Genomic DNA, 19,048 nt, shown 5'->3' with positions numbered 1-19,048 from the left:
TAATGTAGATGACGAATTGCAGTTCTTCATGACATGTTCACAAATTAGTGATGAACTATTGTCGAACTGTGCTATAATGAGATTTGTGAATTAGAACGTGTGAGGTGTTATTCATGCATACCATCGTAGTAGGCTTGAATTATAAATCAGCGCCTGTTGAAATACGTGAGAAGTTATCATTCATTGAGAGTGAACTACCACAAGCAATGGAAGCGCTGCAAAAGCAAAAAAGTATTTTAGAAAACGTTATTGTTTCGACTTGTAACCGTACAGAAATATATGCTGTTGTGGATCAATTGCATACTGGACGTCATTTTGTGAAACAATTTTTAGCCAAATGGTTTGATTTGCCTGTGGAGACATTTTCTTCGTATTTAACGATTCGTGAAGAAGATGAGGCAATCGAACATTTATTTAAAGTGACAGCTGGAATTGATTCAATGGTTCTTGGTGAAACGCAAATTTTAGGGCAAGTAAAAAAAAGCTTTTTAAGTGGACAAGAGATTGGTACAACAGGTACGGTTTATAATCAGCTATTTAAACAAGCGGTAACATTTGCAAAACGTGCACATAATGAAACAGCGATTGGTGAGAATGCAGTATCTGTTTCCTATGCAGCCGTTGAATTAGCTAAGAAAATTTTTGGCTCTTTACAACGTAAGCATGTAGCTATTTTAGGTGCAGGAAAAATGGGGGAACTTGCTATTGAGAATCTTTACGGTAGTGGTGTAGGAAAAGTTACTGTCATCAACCGTACATTTGAAAAAGCAGAAACTTTAGCAGCTAAATTCCACGGAGAAGCCAAGTCAATGAAGGAATTGCAATGTTCTCTCTTAGAGGCGGATATTTTAATCACTTCAACAGGTGCAACAGATTTTGTTATTGATTATGAGCTGATGCAATTTGTGGAACGTTTACGTAAAGGAAAACCTTTGTTTATGGTTGATATTGCTGTTCCTCGTGATATTGATCCACGAGTAGGCGACTTACCAAATGTTTTCTTATACGATATTGATGATTTACAAGGTATTGTTGAAGCGAATTTAGCAGAGCGTGAACGTGCTGCTGCTGATATTACAGATATGATTGGCAAAGAAGTTGACCAATTTAAAGATTGGGTAGCAACGCTTGGTGTAGTACCAGTCATCTCAGCGTTACGTAAAAAAGCTAATCGTATTCAAGAAGAGACGATGATTAGTATCGAAAATAAAATGCCAGATTTAACGGATCGTGAACGTAAAATTTTAAGCAAACATACAAAATCTATTATCAATCAATTGTTAAAAGAGCCAATTTTACAAGCTAAAGAATTGGCAAATGAACCAAAAGCAAATGAACAGTTACGTTTATTCCAACAAATTTTTGGTATAGAAGAGGCTGTTGAAGTTGAAGTTCAGGAGATGACAAAGCAAGATCTTGAGCGTAAAGAACGCTCAAAGGCATCTCAAACTTCTGCTGAGCCAAAGTACTCTTTCTAAAATATCCAATGTGTACGCGTAGCCAAAATGGTTGTACGTAAGTACTTCGCGCAATTGGATTCTCTACTGATATTACAAGAGGCGTTTTCGTATCTGTATGGTAAACTAAGGATACGAAAACGTTTTTTTTGTTTTCTGAGAGATACTAGCTTGACCATTTTACTACAAAGAAGGGATGTCTATTGGCTGATTTGACCATGACGAGACTATATGAAGTGATGATCGTCTTGTATGCGATCAGTCTAGTTTTTTACTTTACTGATTATTTTTATAAGCAAGTACGAGCAAGACGCATTGCTTTTTGGCTTGTTTCATTTGTATGGGTGATTCAAAGTGCCATTATTATTTTAACATTTGTGGAAACAAAGCGTTTTCCGATTCTATCCTTGTCCGAGGGAATTTTATTTTATTCCTGGTTACTTGTGACGTTATCGATTATCCTTCACTGTATTGCGAAGGTGGACTTACCGGTGTTTATTATTAATATACTAGGATTTTTATTCGCTAGTATCTTTACATTTATGCCTAAACGCCCTACAGGAGCCGTCGGAGAGACATTAATTTCGGAAATGCTTTTTATTCATATATCATTTGCGATACTGTCATATGCAGCGTTCACTTTAACATTCGTGTTTGCCATTTTGTATCTCGTTCTATATCGTTTACTGAAAAAGAAAAAGTGGACACATTTATGGACAAGATTACCATCCCTACAGCAAACGAGTAGCTGGATGAATATTTCATTTTTTATTGGGATTCCGATGTTATTTATAAGTTTAATATTAGGGTTTGAATGGGCACTATTAACATTAGAGAGTCTTTCGATTTTCGATTCGAAAATCATAGGGTCCTTCATTATTTTAATTTTGTATTGCTTTATCCTATATGTGAATCGCAAAAGCAAGCTGACAGGAACAACTTATGCATGGGTACATATTTATGCCTATCTATTAGTTGTTGTGAACTTCTTCCTAGGAAGTAGTTTATCGCGATTCCATTTATGGTATTAGAAGAAAGGTTGGAGACTGTTGAGAAAAATTATTGTAGGTTCTAGGAGAAGTAAGCTAGCGCTAACTCAAACAAATTGGTTCATTAATGAATTAAAAGCGGCTGGTGCCCCATTCGAATTTGAAGTAAAAGAGATCGTAACAAAAGGGGATCAAATTTTAGATGTGCAGCTTTCAAAAGTAGGGGGAAAAGGATTGTTTGTGAAAGAAATTGAGCAAGCCCTCTACGATAAAGAAATTGATTTTGCTGTCCATTCTATGAAAGATATGCCTGCTGTGTTGCCAGAAGGGTTAGTGATTGGTTGCATTCCTCCACGTGAAGATGCACGTGATGCCTTTATTTCGAAAGGTCATGTTAAATTTGCAGAACTTCCTGCGGGAGCGGTAGTTGGGACAAGTTCATTACGTCGCAGTGCACAGCTATTAACAGTACGCCCAGATATCGAGATTAAATGGATTCGAGGAAATGTTGATACACGTTTAGCTAAGTTGGAGACAGAGGAATATGATGCAATTATTCTAGCAGCCGCTGGTTTGAAACGTCTTGGCTGGAGTGATGATGTAGTCACAGAGTTTTTACCTGTAGAACATTGTCTGCCAGCAGTAGCGCAAGGCTCTCTTGGTATTGAATGTCGTGGAGATGATGCGGAGCTATTAGCTGAGTTAGGAAAATTAACGGATCCATTCACTTGGCAAGAGGCACATGCGGAACGTGCCTTTTTGGCAGCAATGGATGGTGGCTGTCAGGTACCAATCGCTGGGTATGCCACTTCAAATGGGGGCGAAATGACATTAACTGGCCTTGTCGCAGCTCCAGATGCTTCTGTTTTGTATAAGGAAACAGTAGTAGGAACAGACGCACAAAAAATTGGGGAAGAGCTGGCTGCTATTTTAACAGAACAGGGCGCTTTCGAACTAATTCAACGTGTAAAGGCAGAGCAAGATGCCAAGTAATTTACCCCTAAAAGGTAAAACGATCCTTTTAACGGGGACATCTAAGACAACAACCATTGTCGACAATATAACAGCTTTAGGTGGCCATGCCATCATTGCCCCATTAATTGAAACATGCGAACGATTAGACAATCATGATGCTGAACGATTGAATTGTGCGAATCAATTTGATTGGCTTATTTTTACGAGTCAAAATGCTGTCGATGCTTTTGCTCGTAAAATGCTGCGGCATCATTTGAATGCCGATCACTTCCAAGGGAAAATTGCTTCCATTGGAACAAAAACAACGACAGCATTAGAAAAGCTAGGATTTCAAGTGAGCTTTATGCCTTCTGTATTTAGTGCTGATATTTTCGTCCAAGAATTTCCGAGTGTAGCAGGTAATCTTCCGAGATGTTTGTTTATTCGTGGAGAGAAGGCGAAAAGTACGCTGAAGGATGGACTGCCCTTTGAAGTAAAAGAGTGGACTGTTTATGAAACGAGGGAACGACATGATCAAACCTCAGTTATTCTCAAATGCATCGATCAACATCAAGATGTCACGGTCATTTTTGCTAGTCCATCAGCTGTTGATGTGTATGCAAGGGATGTAGCATCACATGTTGGCTGGCGAGCAACTCGTATTGCAGCCATTGGTCATATTACGGAAGCGGCTCTTGAACAATACGGTGCTACTGTGGAGATTATGCCAAGTGTATATACCATGCAAGCAGTTATCGAAGAAATTATGAAAGTAGGGGACAAATCATGACAAAACTACAATTTCAAAGACATCGTCGTTTGCGTGCTAATGCAACGATGAGATCAATGGTAAAAGAAACATACTTACATAAAGAGGACCTGATCTATCCTATTTTTGTAATTGAAGGCGAAAATATTAAAAATGAAGTACATTCAATGCCTGGCGTTTTTCAATTTTCATTGGATAAACTAGAAGCTGAAATTGATGAGGTTGTAGCATTAGGAATTCCTGCGGTTATTTTATTTGGTTTACCAGCTGAAAAAGATGCTGTTGGAACAGGTGCGTTCCATGATCATGGCATTGTTCAAGAAGCGACACGACTTATTAAAGCACGTCATCCTGAGCTATTAGTCATTGCCGATACATGCTTATGTGAATTTACAGACCATGGACATTGTGGCTTAATTGAAGGCGATCAGATTTTAAATGACCCTTCATTAGATGTGTTAGCCCGTACAGCTGTGTCACAAGCAAAAGCTGGTGCAGATATTATTGCTCCATCTAATATGATGGATGGCTTTGTTACAGCAATCCGTGCTGGTCTAGATGAAGCAGGATTTGAGCATATTCCAATCATGTCGTATGCAGTCAAATATGCATCTAGCTACTATGGTCCGTTCCGTGACGCTGCAGATGGTGCACCGCAATTTGGTGATCGTAAGTCCTACCAAATGGATCCATCGAACCGTTTAGAGGCTTTCCGTGAGGCAGAGTCAGATATCGAAGAAGGCGCAGATTTCTTAATTGTAAAACCTGCCCTTAGCTATTTAGATATTATTCGAGATATGAAAAATAACTATCCACTACCGCTTGTTGCGTATAATGTTTCAGGTGAATATGCAATGATTAAAGCGGCTGCTATGAATGGTTGGATTGAAGAGAAAAAAGTTGTGCTTGAAACATTACTAGGTATGAAACGTGCAGGCTCTGATTTAATCATTACGTATCATGCAAAAGATGCTGCACGTTGGTTGGAGGAGAAATAAATGACACGTTCTTACGAAAAATCAAAGCAAGCTTATGCTGAAGCTGTTCAATTAATGCCAGGTGGCGTTAGTAGCCCAGTACGTGCATTCAAATCAGTAAATATGGATCCGATTTTCATGGAATCTGGCCACGGTGCTATTATTAAAGATATTGATGGCAACGAATATATTGATTATGTATTATCTTGGGGGCCACTGATTTTAGGCCATACTCATCCAGAGGTAGTGAAAGCAATTGCTGACACAGCAGCAAAAGGCTCTTCCTTTGGTGCGCCAAGCTATACAGAAAATCGTTTAGCTCAATTAGTTTTAGATCGTCTGCCAGGTATGGAAATGATTCGCTTTGTTTCTTCAGGAACAGAGGCTACTATGTCTGCTTTACGTGTAGCTCGTGGTGTTACTGGACGTGATAAGATTTTAAAATTTGAAGGCTCTTATCATGGTCATGGTGATTCCTTATTGATTAAGGCTGGCTCTGGTGTAGCCACATTAGGCTTACCTGACAGCCCTGGTGTACCGGCAGATATTGCTCGAAATACGTTAACAGTTGCCTACAACGATTTAGAAGGGGCAAAAACGGTGTTCGAGAAATTTGGTGCAGAGCTAGCAGCAGTCATTGTGGAGCCAGTTGCAGGGAATATGGGGGTTGTACCACCACAGCCAGGTTTCTTAGAAGGTCTACGTGCCCTTACAACGGAGCACGGTGCAATATTAATCTTTGATGAGGTTATGACAGGTTTCCGTGTAGATTATGGCTGTGCACAAGGCTATTTTGATGTCACGCCTGATATAACTACTTTAGGAAAAGTAATCGGTGGTGGTCTGCCAGTAGGAGCGTTTGCTGGGAAAAAAGAGATTATGGAGCAAGTAGCACCAGCTGGCCCTATTTATCAAGCAGGTACACTATCTGGGAATCCATTAGCGATGACAGCCGGCTACGAAACGTTATCACGCTTAGACCATAGTACGTATGATTACTTTAAAAAATTAGGTGATCTGCTGGAAGCAGGTTTCCGTGAAGCCGCAACAAAATACAATATTCCGCACACAGTTAATCGTGCTGGTTCTATGATTGGTTTCTTCTTTACGAATGAAGATGTTATTGATTTTGCTTCTGCTAAATCATCTGATTTACAATTATTCGCTGAATACTTCCGCCTGATGGCAGAGGAAGGGATTTTCCTACCACCTTCTCAGTTTGAGGGATTATTTATTTCCACAGCGCATACGGAAGAACATATGGCTAAAACAGTGGATGCCTTCCATAAAGTATTTGCACAATTAGCAAGATAACAAAGTTTAGGGCATGCTAGAAACAAATCTAGCGTGCCTTTTTTAGCTTAATTCAGCTTAAAGTGAAGCGACAGAGACAGAAAACCGCAAGCGCTTACGATTAATAGTTTTCTATGATGGAAGTCATTCTAGTACTTGAGCAATGAATGAGCAAAAGAGAAAGTATAGCATATATTAACTAGCAAATAAGAACTTCTATACTGGATGAAGGACCTGTTTTTGTTAAAATTATATCTTTCAGCATGGCCAAATTGTGGGCGATATCGTTTATAATATAGCTATTCATAATAGAAAGTAGTGAATTAATATGGCAACTGGCACACACATGGTCGAAGTACCCGTAGGAATTGATAATGTATGGGAATTCGTCAGTGATATGGAAAAATGGGCAAAGCTTGTCCCAGGTTATAATACACACGAAATGATTGATGACAAACATTCAACATGGACTTTTAAAGGCAATGTTGGCGTTTTGAAAAAAACGGTACAAGTAGAAATTACAATTTTAGAATGGGTAGCACCATCAAAAGTTACATTCGAATTAAAGGGTCTTTCTGATAATTTCACTGGAAATGGCTATTTCCTTGCAGAAAGCATTGATGCTGAAAACACAAAAATGACAGGTTTTTTAGAAGTCGTTGCTGGCGGCTTAGCTGGCCCTGTGTTAAATCCGATTTTTAAACCGATTGTACCAAAGGCAACACAAATGCTAACAGATCGTGTAGCTAATAAAATTAAATTAGTCAATGTTTAAATGATAAGAACATCCATGAAAATGGCATGCTAGAAGTAATATTCTAGCATGCCATTTTTCTAGTAGTATCTATTTATAATTGTGTTCAACTTGAAACACACTAGCATACTATCCTTTAAATCGTCATATGATGCAAAGGGAGGGATTATTATCGAACAAAAAACTTGGAATATGCGAGAAACATTTTGTTTTCCTGGATATGGTTGCCCAACAGAATTAGCTGCTGTACAAATTAAACCACAGTGGCAAGCCATGCAGTTAGAGGATTCACTTCGATTAATGGGCATCTACCATATTACTGCACATGTTCGTTTTGATTTTCAAGATATGCAAGCATTTACAGGTGATGATAATTTAATTACAATTGATGCCCTTGATGTCCAAGGAGATACTGGTTATTTTGAGTATGCTGTCCCTTTACATGTGGATTTACCAAAAGAATCGGATGTCAAAGATTTAATGGTCAAAGATATTCGCCCTAGTCTGTCGAATCAGATGTGTCAGCTTGAGTGGACAGTTACAAGTATTTTTAACGAATATGAACCCGTTGTTGAAAATGATACTTTAGACAATCCACACCTAATGGCTCATGCTTTCGATCAAGAAGAAAAAATGGCTGTGATCGAGGAAAGTGTTCAAGTGAAACAACCTACCGCAGTAGCAGCAGCTTCACGCCAAGAGACCTCTACAACAGTTGACCAAAAGATAGTAATGAGAGAATCCTCAAGCCATATTGTTGTACGTGAATCCAGCACTTGGCATGAAGTGCCTTCCATGATTTGGGACCTAACAGAAGAGTATACACCGCTTAAAGTCCGTGTTTCAAATGATGTCTTTCAAAAGTAAATAGCAGAGAAGTAGTAGGAGCAATAAGAAGACTAAATCGCCTGATGTTGGCACAATAATGACACGGATAAACTGAAAAGCACAAATTGGCACAATAATGGTTCTACAATAAAAACGAACTTGTCGTAGCCAAGGAGGTAAAAGCCAAGGGTTATACTTGCGTCGACGCATTGAATTGTCACTTCCTTTTCTATTTACTTTACTCTTACTAAAAGATGACTAAATCACTTGAAAAATGACACGATTCTGCGGTACAATAAGGAAAATCAAATACAGATGCTATGATAGGGAAGAGTAAATTATGTCTACATTTTCAGAGAGGAAACGGTAGCTGAGAAGTTTCTATTTGTACTTAATTGAAGGTAGCCCTTGAGCAGCTTTAGTGAACTAACAGTAGTTAAAGCCGGTTAAACACCGTTACCGAATTAAGAGCCAGTAGGGAAGGCTGAGAAAATGTGTCATTTAGCATTGATCTTAACCGCTGCTGGAATTAAAGGTGGTACCGCGAATTAAAACTCCTTCGTCCTTTTAGACGAGAGGAGTTTTTTTATTGGGTAAAAAAATGAACAGCATTTCTTTACCAATAGTCTTCAAACAATAGGAGGAGTCAAGATGACAGAAAACATTTCAATGCCAACTAAATATGACCCACAGTCCATTGAAGCCGGTCGCTATGAATGGTGGTTACAAGGGAAATTTTTCGAGGCACAGCCTGAAAGTGGGAAAAAGCCTTATTCCATCGTTATTCCACCACCGAACGTAACAGGTAAATTACATCTTGGGCATGCTTGGGATACAACATTACAAGATATCCTTACTCGTATGAAACGCATGCAAGGCTATGATGCCCTTTGGTTACCAGGTATGGACCATGCAGGGATCGCAACACAAGCAAAAGTAGAAGCAAAACTGCGTGAGGATAATATTACACGTTATGATTTAGGCCGTGAAAAATTCCTTGAAAAAACATGGGAATGGAAAGAAGAATATGCTGGACATATTCGTGATCAATGGGCAAAGCTTGGCCTTGGTTTAGACTACACACGTGAACGTTTCACACTAGATAAAGGTCTTTCAGATGCAGTTAAAACAGTTTTTGTTGAGTTATATGAAAAAGGTTTAATTTACCGTGGCGAACGTATTATCAACTGGGATCCAGCAGCGAAAACAGCATTATCTGATATTGAGGTAATTTATCAGGATGTGCAAGGTGCATTCTATCATATGAAATATCCTTTAGCGGATGGCTCAGGATATGTAGAAGTTGCTACAACACGTCCTGAAACAATGCTCGGTGACTCTGGGGTAGCTGTTCACCCGAACGATGAGCGCTATCAGCATTTAATTGGTAAAACAGTTATTTTACCGATTGTAGGTCGTGAAATTCCGATTGTAGCTGATGACTATGTTGATAAGGAATTTGGTACTGGAGTTGTAAAAATGACACCAGCCCATGATCCGAACGACTTTGAAGTTGGAAATCGTCACAACCTAGAGCGCATTCTTGTGATGAATGAAGACGGTACAATGAATGATCTTGCTGGCAAATATAAAGGGATGGATCGTTTTGAATGCCGTAAGCAAATTGTTGCTGATTTACAAGAAGCAGGCGTGCTGATTCGTATTGAAGAGCATATGCATTCAGTAGGTCACTCTGAACGTTCTGGTGCTGTTGTTGAGCCATACCTTTCAGCACAATGGTTCGTTAAAATGCAACCACTTGCTGACACTTCCCTCGAGCTTCAAAAAGATGAAGAAGGGAAAGTAAACTTTGTCCCAGCTCGTTTTGAAAACACATATTCTCGTTGGATGGAGAATATCCGTGATTGGTGTATTTCTCGTCAATTATGGTGGGGCCATCAAATCCCAGCTTGGTATCATAATGAAACAGGCGAAGTTTACGTAGGAAAAGAAGCCCCAACTGATTCCGAAAATTGGACGCAAGATGAAGATGTACTCGATACTTGGTTCTCTTCTGCGCTCTGGCCGTTTTCTACAATGGGCTGGCCAGATGAGGCAAATGAAGAATATAAACGTTATTACCCAACCAGCACATTAGTAACGGGATATGATATTATTTTCTTCTGGGTATCTCGCATGATTTTCCAAGGTCTTGAATTTACAGGTCAACGCCCATTCAAAGATGTGTTAATTCACGGTTTAGTACGTGATGGCGAAGGTCGTAAAATGAGTAAGTCACTTGGTAATGGTGTAGATCCAATGGATGTTATTGAGCAATACGGTGCAGACTCTTTACGCTATTTCCTAGCGACTGGTTCATCACCTGGTCAAGATTTACGCTATACAACTGAAAAAGTAGAGGCAGTATGGAATTTTGCCAATAAGATTTGGAATGCATCACGTTTCGCACTTATGAATATGGACGGTATGACCTATGATGAAATCGACTTAACAGGTGAAAAATCCGTTGCTGACAAATGGATCTTAACACGCTTAAATGAAACGATTGAACGTGTAACTTCTCTTGCAGAACGTTATGAATTTGGAGAAGTTGGTCGTGAATTATATAATTTCATTTGGGATGATTTCTGTTCTTGGTATATTGAAATGGCGAAATTACCACTTTATGGTGAGGATGAAGTAGCTAAAAAGACTACTCGTTCTATTTTAGCTTACGTACTGGATCAAACAATGCGTTTATTACATCCATTTATGCCATTCATTACAGAAGAAATTTGGCAGCACTTACCACATGAAGGTGAATCGATTACAGTGGCTGCATGGCCAACAGTACGTGCGGATCTTCATTTTGCTGATGAAGCAGATAATATGAAGCTCCTAATGGATATTATACGTTCAGTACGTAATATTCGTGCGGAAGTGAATACACCGATGAGCAAAAAAGTACCGCTATTTATTTCAGCGAAAGATGCAGCAACAGTAGCTGTTCTTGAAGCGAATCAAGGCTATTTAGAAAAATTCTGTAATCCTGATACCCTCACAATTGGTGAAGGTTTAGAGGCACCAGGTCAATCAATGACGGCTGTTGTCACAGGAGCGCAAGTGTTCCTACCACTTGTTGGTCTTATTAACTTAGAGGAAGAAATTGCTCGCCTTGAAAAAGAGTTAGAGAAATGGGCAAAAGAAGTAAAGCTTGTTACTGGTAAGTTATCAAATGAGAAGTTCGTATCGAAAGCACCTGAAGCGTTAGTCAATGCAGAGCGTGAAAAATTAGCAGATTATGAAAGCAAGCATGCTGTTGTGTTAAAACGTTTAGAAGAATTAAAAAATATGTAATGAGGAAGCAATGGATGGCTGTAAAGTCATCCGTTGCTTCTTTTTATAATGGAGCAAAAGGTATGTGTGTAATTAGGTTAAAATATAGTGTTATTCGAATAATAAGTCTAATAGATTAGTGTTATCATTCGTTCAGTAGGATAAAAAACCTGAATGTTTTGGTGAATTGGGATGGCTAGCCCCCTTTTTGTAGAGCCTATTGTATGAAAAGTGGAGGTGTTGAGGTTGACAGGACACATTGCCACAATTATTACGAAAGTCAATAAAGCATGTGATGAATTAGATTTTGTAAGTGCAAGGGTACTGATAGAAACGAATCTTTTGAAATTATTAGAAGCAAAGTATTATCGTTTATTAAATGCCAGTGGACGTGTGCTCTATTAGCAAATAAACCTCAACAGAATTGTATCCAGTTATCACGTACAGATTTATTAACGATTCAAAAAATAAATGAGTATTGCTCGAATTTCGATATTTAAATGTTAAAAAACCCCTTTGAATGAGTACAACGTCCAAATATTCTCCCGCTATTGACAATATGGGGGTTCTATTAGATGCTCACCAAGTACATTAATTGAAAAAATAAAACTAACACGCAGTCGCTAGCAGCGTGTTTTTTCGAGTGTTTTGCTATTTAACGATGTTATTAAACATTACTTGTACTAAAATAAAGGTATTGCAGTAAGAGGGAGTGTTTCTTTTGTTTAACACAATGAACGAATGTACAAAATTTATCTTTACATTAAAAGCAGTTGATCATAAACGTGCACCACTTGTCCTCATGCGAGAAGTACTTGCCCATTTAGGTCATCCGCACAATCAACTACGTGTAATTCATGTGGCAGGTTCAAATGGCAAAGGCTCTACGGTGAATGCCTTAAGAGAAATGCTACAACATGCGGGTTACAAAGTAGGAGCATTTACGTCCCCGCATTTGGAGAGAGTCAATGAACGGATGACTATTAACGGCAAGCAAATCTCGGATGAGCAATTTTTAGCCTATTTCAATCAACTAGCCAAAATTATAGAAGAACAATACAATGGAGATTTTCCCAGCTTTTTTGAGGTAGTCACACTGATTATGTTTCAATATTTTGCCCATCAAGGAGTAGATATAGCGATTATTGAAACAGGGCTTGGAGGACGTTTAGATGCGACCAATGTCGTCACGCCGCTTTTAGCGATTATTACAACGATTTCGCTAGAGCATACTGCATTTTTAGGTGATACATTCGCAAAGGTTGCCAGTGAAAAAGCAGGCATCATCAAAAGAGGCGTACCAGTTGTAGTAGGAGTTAGGAATGAGGAGGCATTAGCTGTTATTAAAGCCACGGCAGAGGAACGACACGCACCATGCTTCGTTTTAGGACAAGATTTTACGGTGACAAATAGTGAGCAAGGCACAGATTATCAGCAATTTACATATAAAAAAGAACAGGTCGTGATGATGGATGTACCTTTAAAAATGGCTGGTCCCCATCAAATTAATAATGCAAGTCTTGCTATTACGACTCTACTTTTATTACGTGAAGACGGATACCTTTCCTTTGCTGATGATACAATTCGTCAAGGACTACAACGCGCACAGTGGGCTGGCCGTTTCGAGCAATGGCCGAATCATATCGTGCTAGATGGCGCTCATAATTCAGAAGGTACAGCTGCCCTAATCCAAACACTCAAGGATGTCTATCCTAACAACCAATATCGATTCATTTATGCAGCATTGGCTGATAAGGATCATGCCAACAGTATAGAGCTAATGGATGCTGTAGCGATTTCAATTGCCTTTACGGAAATAAACCTGCCCAATGCAATGCCTGCCGAGAGCTTAGCGATGTTATCGACACATGCACATAAAACTCATCACGAAGAATGGCTAGAAATTGTTCAAACTGTACTACATGAACGCCATGAAGAGGATATTGTGGTCATTACAGGTTCTTTATACTTTATAGCGGAAGTTCGACAATGGCTACAGGAGGAAGGACAATGATTCCAAAACTTGATCATTATAAAGAAAAATGGCATGTCAAAAGCGATGATGTGATTAAACCTGGTCTTGAGGCGATTGAAGAGGCCTTGTCCTTAGTAGGAAACCCCGAGCAAACATTGCGTGTTGTCCACTTAGCAGGCACAAATGGTAAAGGATCTACGTTAACGTTTCTGGAGGCAATTGCTCAAGAACATGGCTTACGCGTAGGCAAATTTATGTCTCCATGTATAGTGGATGTCCATGATCAAATTCAAATAGCTGGTCACCCTATAACGGAAGCTGAAATGGATCGAGTTTTTCAACAAATGCAACAGGCAGAGCTTAGTGAAAAACTAACGGATTTTGAATTACTAACTGTAGCTGCATTTTTACATTTTGTGAATGAGCACGTGGATATCGCGCTTATTGAAGCAGGTATGGGTGGGTTACTGGATAGCACGAATGTGGTAACACCGATTGTCTCCATTATCCCAAGCATCGCGTTAGAACATACAAAATTTTTAGGAGATACGCTTGCCCATATTGCCCGTCACAAAGCAGGCATTATTAAACGATCTCGCCCTGTCATTATAGGTGATTTACCAGATGAAGCTAAGCGTATTGTTGATGATGAAGCCGCTCGGAAAAATGCCAATGTTCTAGCATTAGGTCAACATTTTACTGTCAAATCAACAGCTGATGGAGAATGCTATACCAATGTAGTGCAACAGTTTCAAATAGCAAAACTAACTCGGTCTATGAAGGGAACACATCAAGCGAATAATATGGCACTTGCCATTACAGCATTTTTTGAAGTGGCATCTGTATTAGATGTATCTACGAGTGAAGTAGCTATACGTCAGGCAGTGCAAAGGGCTACTATTTTAGGACGTTTTGAAGAAATAATGCCCTGTGTTATTTTAGATGGTGCTCATAATCCAGCAAGTGCGGAAAAATTAGTGGAAACGATTCAATGTGAGTTTCCAAATGAGCGCATAACATTTGTTATCGGTATATTAGCAGATAAAGACGTACAGCAGATTCTCCGCCTTTTTGAGCAGGTCAGCGATAATTTTTATTTTGTTGATTTTGACAATCCGCGAGCGATGACTGCGCAACAAATGCTAACCCTTTCCAATGCAGCATCCAAAGCTGTCCTTGTGGATTATGTACCTTTTTTACAGGCGCAGTCACTAAGTCAGCAAAGAACAATCGTATCTGGCTCATTGTATTTACTAACAGCGGTACGTAATAGATTAAAAGAATAAACCGACTAGGACTCTTGAGAGGGAGTCCTAGCTTTTTTATAGCTAGAGACCATGTTTTCCTTTCAACAGTTCTGTAGCAAATCACAATTAACTCGCATTTACACTTCGTAATCTACATATACTTATATCATATTGAGTCATCGAATTTTTGCAACGCTACTAGTTGGATAGATCGGTGGAAGGGTGAGGTGATAGATGCATGAAAATTGTAAGTCATGTGATAAAAAAACAAATATTTCGAGCAATGATTATTGGTGGATTTGTTGGTTTATTAGGTGTGGCGATTTTTTTAGGCGTGTTACAGGCCAGTACACAGTTACCGTTAAAGATAAATGGTAGTGAAGTAGCAAATAATCAATCAAAAACAGAGACGATTCCAACTGCCGGTGAGACAACCAATACATCTAATGCCCCTATGTTTTTTGCCAGTCAAGCAGGTGTGTATTCGAATTATGAGAGTGCCAGTTCTTTTGTTGCGGAATACCCAGCATTAAAAGAGAGTGCGATTGTTCAGGTTGATGGAAAATTCTATGTATGGACAAGCATGGTAACAGAAGAAAGTCAGCTAGAATTTTTACAGGAACCCGCAACCTTTAAAAAAGCATTTACTGTCAGTGGCGCAAGCTGTAAGGAACCAACACTTGCAGAACTGCCAACAGCCTTAGCAGACAAAAAAGCTACAAAATTAAATTTTAAAGAAAATGGAAAGGACTCTACATTACCAGAGGATTGGCAATCAATTGGAGCGGCTGCCTCTACTATTTCCAACGATGTTAACATTATTCGACTGCATGTTTTTGCGCATTATCAATCTAAAAATACATGTCTTCAGGTGAAGTTTTAAGCATAAAAGACCGCGAAAGTATCATTATCTTGATTTTTTGAAAATTTTCAAATCGTCTATTCTTCGTTATCATAAGGATAAGGAGGAATGGTCAGATCATGTTGAAAACAAATTATAAGCTTGTCCTTGCTTCTGCGTCACCAAGGAGAAAGGAATTACTGGGCATGTTAGCACTTCCGTTTGAAGTAATGACTAGTGAAGTGGAGGAAACAAGTGTACAAGCCAACACTATGCAGGATTATGTAAAGGGAGTGGCTCTATTAAAGACGCGTGATGTAGCCAGAAAAGCACCTAATGCCACGATTATTGGTGCAGATACAATCGTGGTTTACAAGGATGAGCTACTACATAAACCAAAAACACGTGAGGAAGCTATTTCACATTTACAGCGATTGTCAGACAACAAGCATGTTGTTATGACAGCGGTAGCAATTATCGAACCAAATGGAAAAGAAACGATTTTTGTAGAGGAAACTACAGTTATTTTTCATCATTTATCACAAGAGTTAATTGAAGCCTATGTAGATTCTGGAGATCCATTTGATAAAGCTGGTGGTTATGGTATTCAGACAGTAGGCACACTATTAGTTAAACGAATTGAAGGAGATTATAACAATGTTGTAGGTCTACCACTTGCAGCTTTGTTTTCGCAATTGGTAGCACGACAAATTATCCAATTTGCGAAGGAGTGAGTATTTTTGCTGGAAGAGGTTTTACCAAGTTTGATGATACGTGATGTCCATATGGAGGATCGTCCTCGTGAACGGCTGTTACGGCAAGGGGCTGAAAGTCTATCCAATCAAGAGTTGCTCGCCATTTTATTGAGAACAGGGACGAAGGAAGAATCTGTACTTGCTCTTGCAAATAGAGTATTAAATGTGTTTGAACGTTTACATCATTTGAAGCATGCAACCATCGAAGAAATGGTGGCTATTAAAGGAATCGGTGAGGTGAAAGCCATTCAATTACTCGCAGCCATTGAACTTGGTAGACGATTGGCTCAAAAACAAAATATTGAGAAATTTACGATACGTTCTCCGCAAGATGCAGCAGCCTACTTAATGCCTGATATGACGTCGCTTAACCAAGAGCATTTTGTTGTTCTTTTTCTGAATATCAAGAATCAAATTATTCATAAACAGACCATTTTTATAGGTAGTTTAAACGCCTCGATCGTTCATCCCAGGGAAATTGTGCGCCCATAAGGGTTTATAAGGAATCTGCTTTCGCATAGCAGTAGGGACATATCACAAGCTTCACCCTATCATCAGCCAACTTATCTGAAAGGGAAACCGGACAGGGAGTGTAGCATGTTGGAAAAGCCATAAGTTACTTAATGACCGAAGTACGACTGAATGGCGAGATGAATTGTATAAATAAGGATAAAGGCTAAACTGCTTGAATGACAGCTCAAGGGGGACTACGGGGACCTTTAGCGGGAGGTCATGATTTACGCTATTTGAAATGTGCATTGTCCTTAAAGATTTCGAGGTCAATGATGTGATACCATTTCACCCAACTTTCGTATAAAAGTAACGAGCGAACGTCATATCCGACATTATACATGCGACAAGTCTTTATAAATCTAAATGGGGATTACCTAAGTCAGAATGCCTTTGGGCTATGTGTATAGACACTGAATATCTGATATGGTAACGGAGCTCTCGTAGTAGTCCGAGCTAGGGAAAGCCTAGTACATGGCGAAGGGGAGCAGTTTACAACGTTAATACAAAATTGGGAAGGAGCGGAGGCTCTATGAGAATTCCAAAAGTAGTATTAAATCGTCTAACTGCCAAAGCAAAAGATAAGAATTATGTATTTGAACGGCTATATCGTAACTTATACAATAAAGAGTTCTATTTTGAAGCTTACGCAAAATTGTATACAAACAAGGGTAGTAATACAAGAGGGATCAATGAAGATACGATTGATGGTATGAGTATAAAACGTATTGAAAAGCTCATTGAAAAATTAAAAACGCAAACGTATCAACCAAATCCAGCACGACGGACGTATATCCCAAAAAAGAACGGGAAAACAAGACCGCTTGGCATTCCTACCTTCGAGGATAAATTAGTCCAAGAAGTTGTCCGGCGATTACTTGAAAGTATTTATGAACAGTATTTTTCCATACACTCTCATGGATTTAGACCAAATCTTAGCTGTCATACAGCATTGAAAGAAATCCGCAATACTTTTACGGGGACAAGATGGTTTATTGAGGGGGATATTAAAGGCTTCTTCGATAATATAGACCACCATGTATTAATAAATATTTTAAGAAAACAGATTCAAGATGAAAAATTCATCAATTTAATCTGGAAGTTTTTGCGAGCAGGCTATGTGGAAGATTGGGTATTTCACAAAACTTATAGTGGTGCACCACAAGGCGGGATTATTAGTCCTCTGTTATCGAACATTTATTTAAATGAACTCGACAAATATGTGGAGCAATATATAGAAAGCTATAATAAAGGTGATAAACGTACACACAATCTTACTTATCATAACTTAGCATCAAAAATTGCGAAGAGAAAAAGTAACAATAAACGTGATTGGTCTAAATTAAGTGAAGAACAAAAGAAAGAACGGTTAAAAGAATTAAAAGCGCTTTATGAAGAATTACAAAGCCATGATAGTAAAGACCTTTTTGACCCAAATTACCGACGCTTAAAATATGTGCGGTACGCAGATGATTTTATACTAGGTGTCATCGGTAGTAAAAAGGAAGCCGAACAAACTAAGCAAGACTTGAAAATGTTCTTAAAAAAACAACTAAAGTTAGAGTTAAGCGATGAAAAGACCTTAATTACTCACAGTAAGAAAAATGCGCGTTTTCTTGGGTATGATATTCGTGTTATGAGAGATTGGCATAGAATGAAAATGCCAAATGGAACAAAAAAGCGTAAGTTCAACTATCAAGCAAAGCTTTTCGTTCCACATGAAAAATATATCCAAAAACTTCTACAGTTAAATGCGTTAAAAATAGGAGCAAACAATGGTTGGAAACCCATTCATCGCCCGTATTTGGTGCATAATGATGATCTTGAAATTTTACGTACGTACAATGCGGAAATAGAGGGCTACTACAATTACTATCGTCTAGCGAGTAATGTACATGTTTTACAGTCTTTCCGTCAAACGATGAAATACAGCATGATTAAAACGTATACGAATAAATATAAAAGTACTGTCAGCAAAATTATCACTAAATATAAGATTAATGGGAAATTGGGTGTTCGATATGAAACCAAAGAGGGTCTAAAAATTGCTTATTTTACAGAGCAATGAATGGAAAAGAACGATACGATTAAACAGCCAACAGTTGATATAGTTGAAAATACATTAATTTATACAGGGCGAACGAGTATGATTGACCGATTACTTGTCGAAAAATGTGAATGGTGCAGTATAGTGGGAGTACCACTTGAAATGCATCACATCCATAAACTAAAAGATTTAAAAGGCAAGAAAATGTGGGAACAAAAAATGATTGCCCGAAGAAGAAAGACAATGGCGTTATGTACATCGTGTCATCACGATTTACATAACATAATGGTAAGTTAGATTAAAGTAAATGGAAAGCCGTATACTCTGAGAGGAGTACGTACGGTTTGGAGGGGAGTTCTTGGAAACCTAATATAGA

Annotated in this window: 14 protein-coding genes, 2 pseudogenes and 1 other annotated feature; all 16 genes and pseudogenes read left to right on the top strand. The window is 38.7% G+C overall.

Annotated elements, in window-relative coordinates:
* Window positions 1–113 precede the first annotated feature (113 nt).
* The 16 genes and pseudogenes from hemA to NST76_RS15325 all read left to right on the top strand — a co-directional run bounded on the left by hemA (window position 114) and on the right by NST76_RS15325 (window position 18,969).
* Complete coding sequence (gene hemA / locus NST76_RS15400) at window positions 114–1,478, top strand: glutamyl-tRNA reductase (protein WP_036123975.1); 1,365 nt, start codon at window positions 114–116, stop codon at window positions 1,476–1,478.
* A 182-nt stretch (window positions 1,479–1,660) separates the two neighbouring features.
* Window positions 1,661–2,488: a cytochrome c biogenesis protein CcsA gene (ccsA, locus tag NST76_RS15395; protein ID WP_036123979.1), complete on the top strand. Its 828-nt coding sequence runs from the start codon at window positions 1,661–1,663 to the stop codon at window positions 2,486–2,488.
* Between the two features lie 18 nt (window positions 2,489–2,506).
* Window positions 2,507–3,439: a hydroxymethylbilane synthase gene (hemC, locus tag NST76_RS15390; protein WP_342544109.1), complete on the top strand. Its 933-nt coding sequence runs from the start codon at window positions 2,507–2,509 to the stop codon at window positions 3,437–3,439.
* A complete protein-coding gene (locus NST76_RS15385; protein WP_342544108.1) occupies window positions 3,429–4,190 on the top strand; it encodes a uroporphyrinogen-III synthase in 762 nt (253 codons plus the stop codon). Before hemC ends, NST76_RS15385 begins: the two co-directional genes overlap by 11 nt.
* A complete protein-coding gene (hemB, locus tag NST76_RS15380; protein WP_036123992.1) occupies window positions 4,187–5,167 on the top strand; it encodes a porphobilinogen synthase in 981 nt (326 codons plus the stop codon). The genes NST76_RS15385 and hemB overlap by 4 nt, the downstream gene beginning before the upstream one ends.
* Window positions 5,168–6,460 carry a glutamate-1-semialdehyde 2,1-aminomutase gene (gene hemL / locus NST76_RS15375; protein ID WP_089934695.1) on the top strand — a complete coding sequence of 431 codons (1,293 nt, stop codon included), beginning with the start codon at window positions 5,168–5,170 and terminating at the stop codon, window positions 6,458–6,460. It begins immediately after the preceding gene.
* Between the two features lie 307 nt (window positions 6,461–6,767).
* Window positions 6,768–7,214 (top strand): SRPBCC family protein, encoded by a 447-nt coding sequence (locus tag NST76_RS15370; RefSeq protein WP_036124000.1) that lies wholly within the window; start codon window positions 6,768–6,770, stop codon window positions 7,212–7,214.
* Between the two features lie 81 nt (window positions 7,215–7,295).
* Window positions 7,296–8,060 carry a hypothetical protein gene (locus tag NST76_RS15365; protein ID WP_036124006.1) on the top strand — a complete coding sequence of 255 codons (765 nt, stop codon included), beginning with the start codon at window positions 7,296–7,298 and terminating at the stop codon, window positions 8,058–8,060.
* A gap of 272 nt (window positions 8,061–8,332) precedes the next feature.
* Window positions 8,333–8,591: a binding site (T-box leader), on the top strand.
* A gap of 81 nt (window positions 8,592–8,672) precedes the next feature.
* On the top strand, window positions 8,673–11,318 hold the full coding sequence (locus tag NST76_RS15360) for a valine--tRNA ligase (RefSeq protein WP_036124012.1): 2,646 nt from the start codon (window positions 8,673–8,675) through the stop codon (window positions 11,316–11,318).
* Window positions 11,319–11,543: 225 nt separating this feature from the next.
* Window positions 11,544–11,702, top strand: coding sequence for a hypothetical protein (locus NST76_RS15355; RefSeq protein ID WP_244504887.1), 159 nt, complete (start codon window positions 11,544–11,546; stop codon window positions 11,700–11,702).
* A 328-nt stretch (window positions 11,703–12,030) separates the two neighbouring features.
* On the top strand, window positions 12,031–13,311 hold the full coding sequence (locus tag NST76_RS15350) for a folylpolyglutamate synthase/dihydrofolate synthase family protein (protein ID WP_342545293.1): 1,281 nt from the start codon (window positions 12,031–12,033) through the stop codon (window positions 13,309–13,311).
* Entirely contained in the window at window positions 13,308–14,558 is a 1,251-nt protein-coding gene (locus tag NST76_RS15345) for a folylpolyglutamate synthase/dihydrofolate synthase family protein (RefSeq protein WP_342544106.1), read from the top strand. The genes NST76_RS15350 and NST76_RS15345 overlap by 4 nt, the downstream gene beginning before the upstream one ends.
* Before the next feature lie 199 nt (window positions 14,559–14,757).
* Window positions 14,758–15,402 carry a hypothetical protein gene (locus NST76_RS15340; RefSeq protein WP_058844888.1) on the top strand — a complete coding sequence of 215 codons (645 nt, stop codon included), beginning with the start codon at window positions 14,758–14,760 and terminating at the stop codon, window positions 15,400–15,402.
* 98 nt (window positions 15,403–15,500) lie between these two features.
* Window positions 15,501–16,094, top strand: a complete 594-nt coding sequence (locus NST76_RS15335; protein ID WP_036124089.1) for a Maf family protein — start codon at window positions 15,501–15,503, stop codon at window positions 16,092–16,094.
* Between the two features lie 33 nt (window positions 16,095–16,127).
* Window positions 16,128–16,595: pseudogene (gene radC / locus NST76_RS15330) on the top strand (DNA repair protein RadC); the annotation flags it as partial.
* A gap of 562 nt (window positions 16,596–17,157) precedes the next feature.
* A pseudogene (locus NST76_RS15325) lies at window positions 17,158–18,969 on the top strand (reverse transcriptase domain-containing protein).
* Window positions 18,970–19,048: the final 79 nt, after the last annotated feature.

It is taken from the genome of Lysinibacillus sp. FSL W7-1291, assembly GCF_038593415.1.
In the GTDB taxonomy this organism is placed as follows: domain Bacteria; phylum Bacillota; class Bacilli; order Bacillales_A; family Planococcaceae; genus Lysinibacillus; species Lysinibacillus fusiformis_D.
Note: the sequence above shows the minus strand (reverse complement) of the source record. Positions and strands in the feature narration are given on the sequence as shown.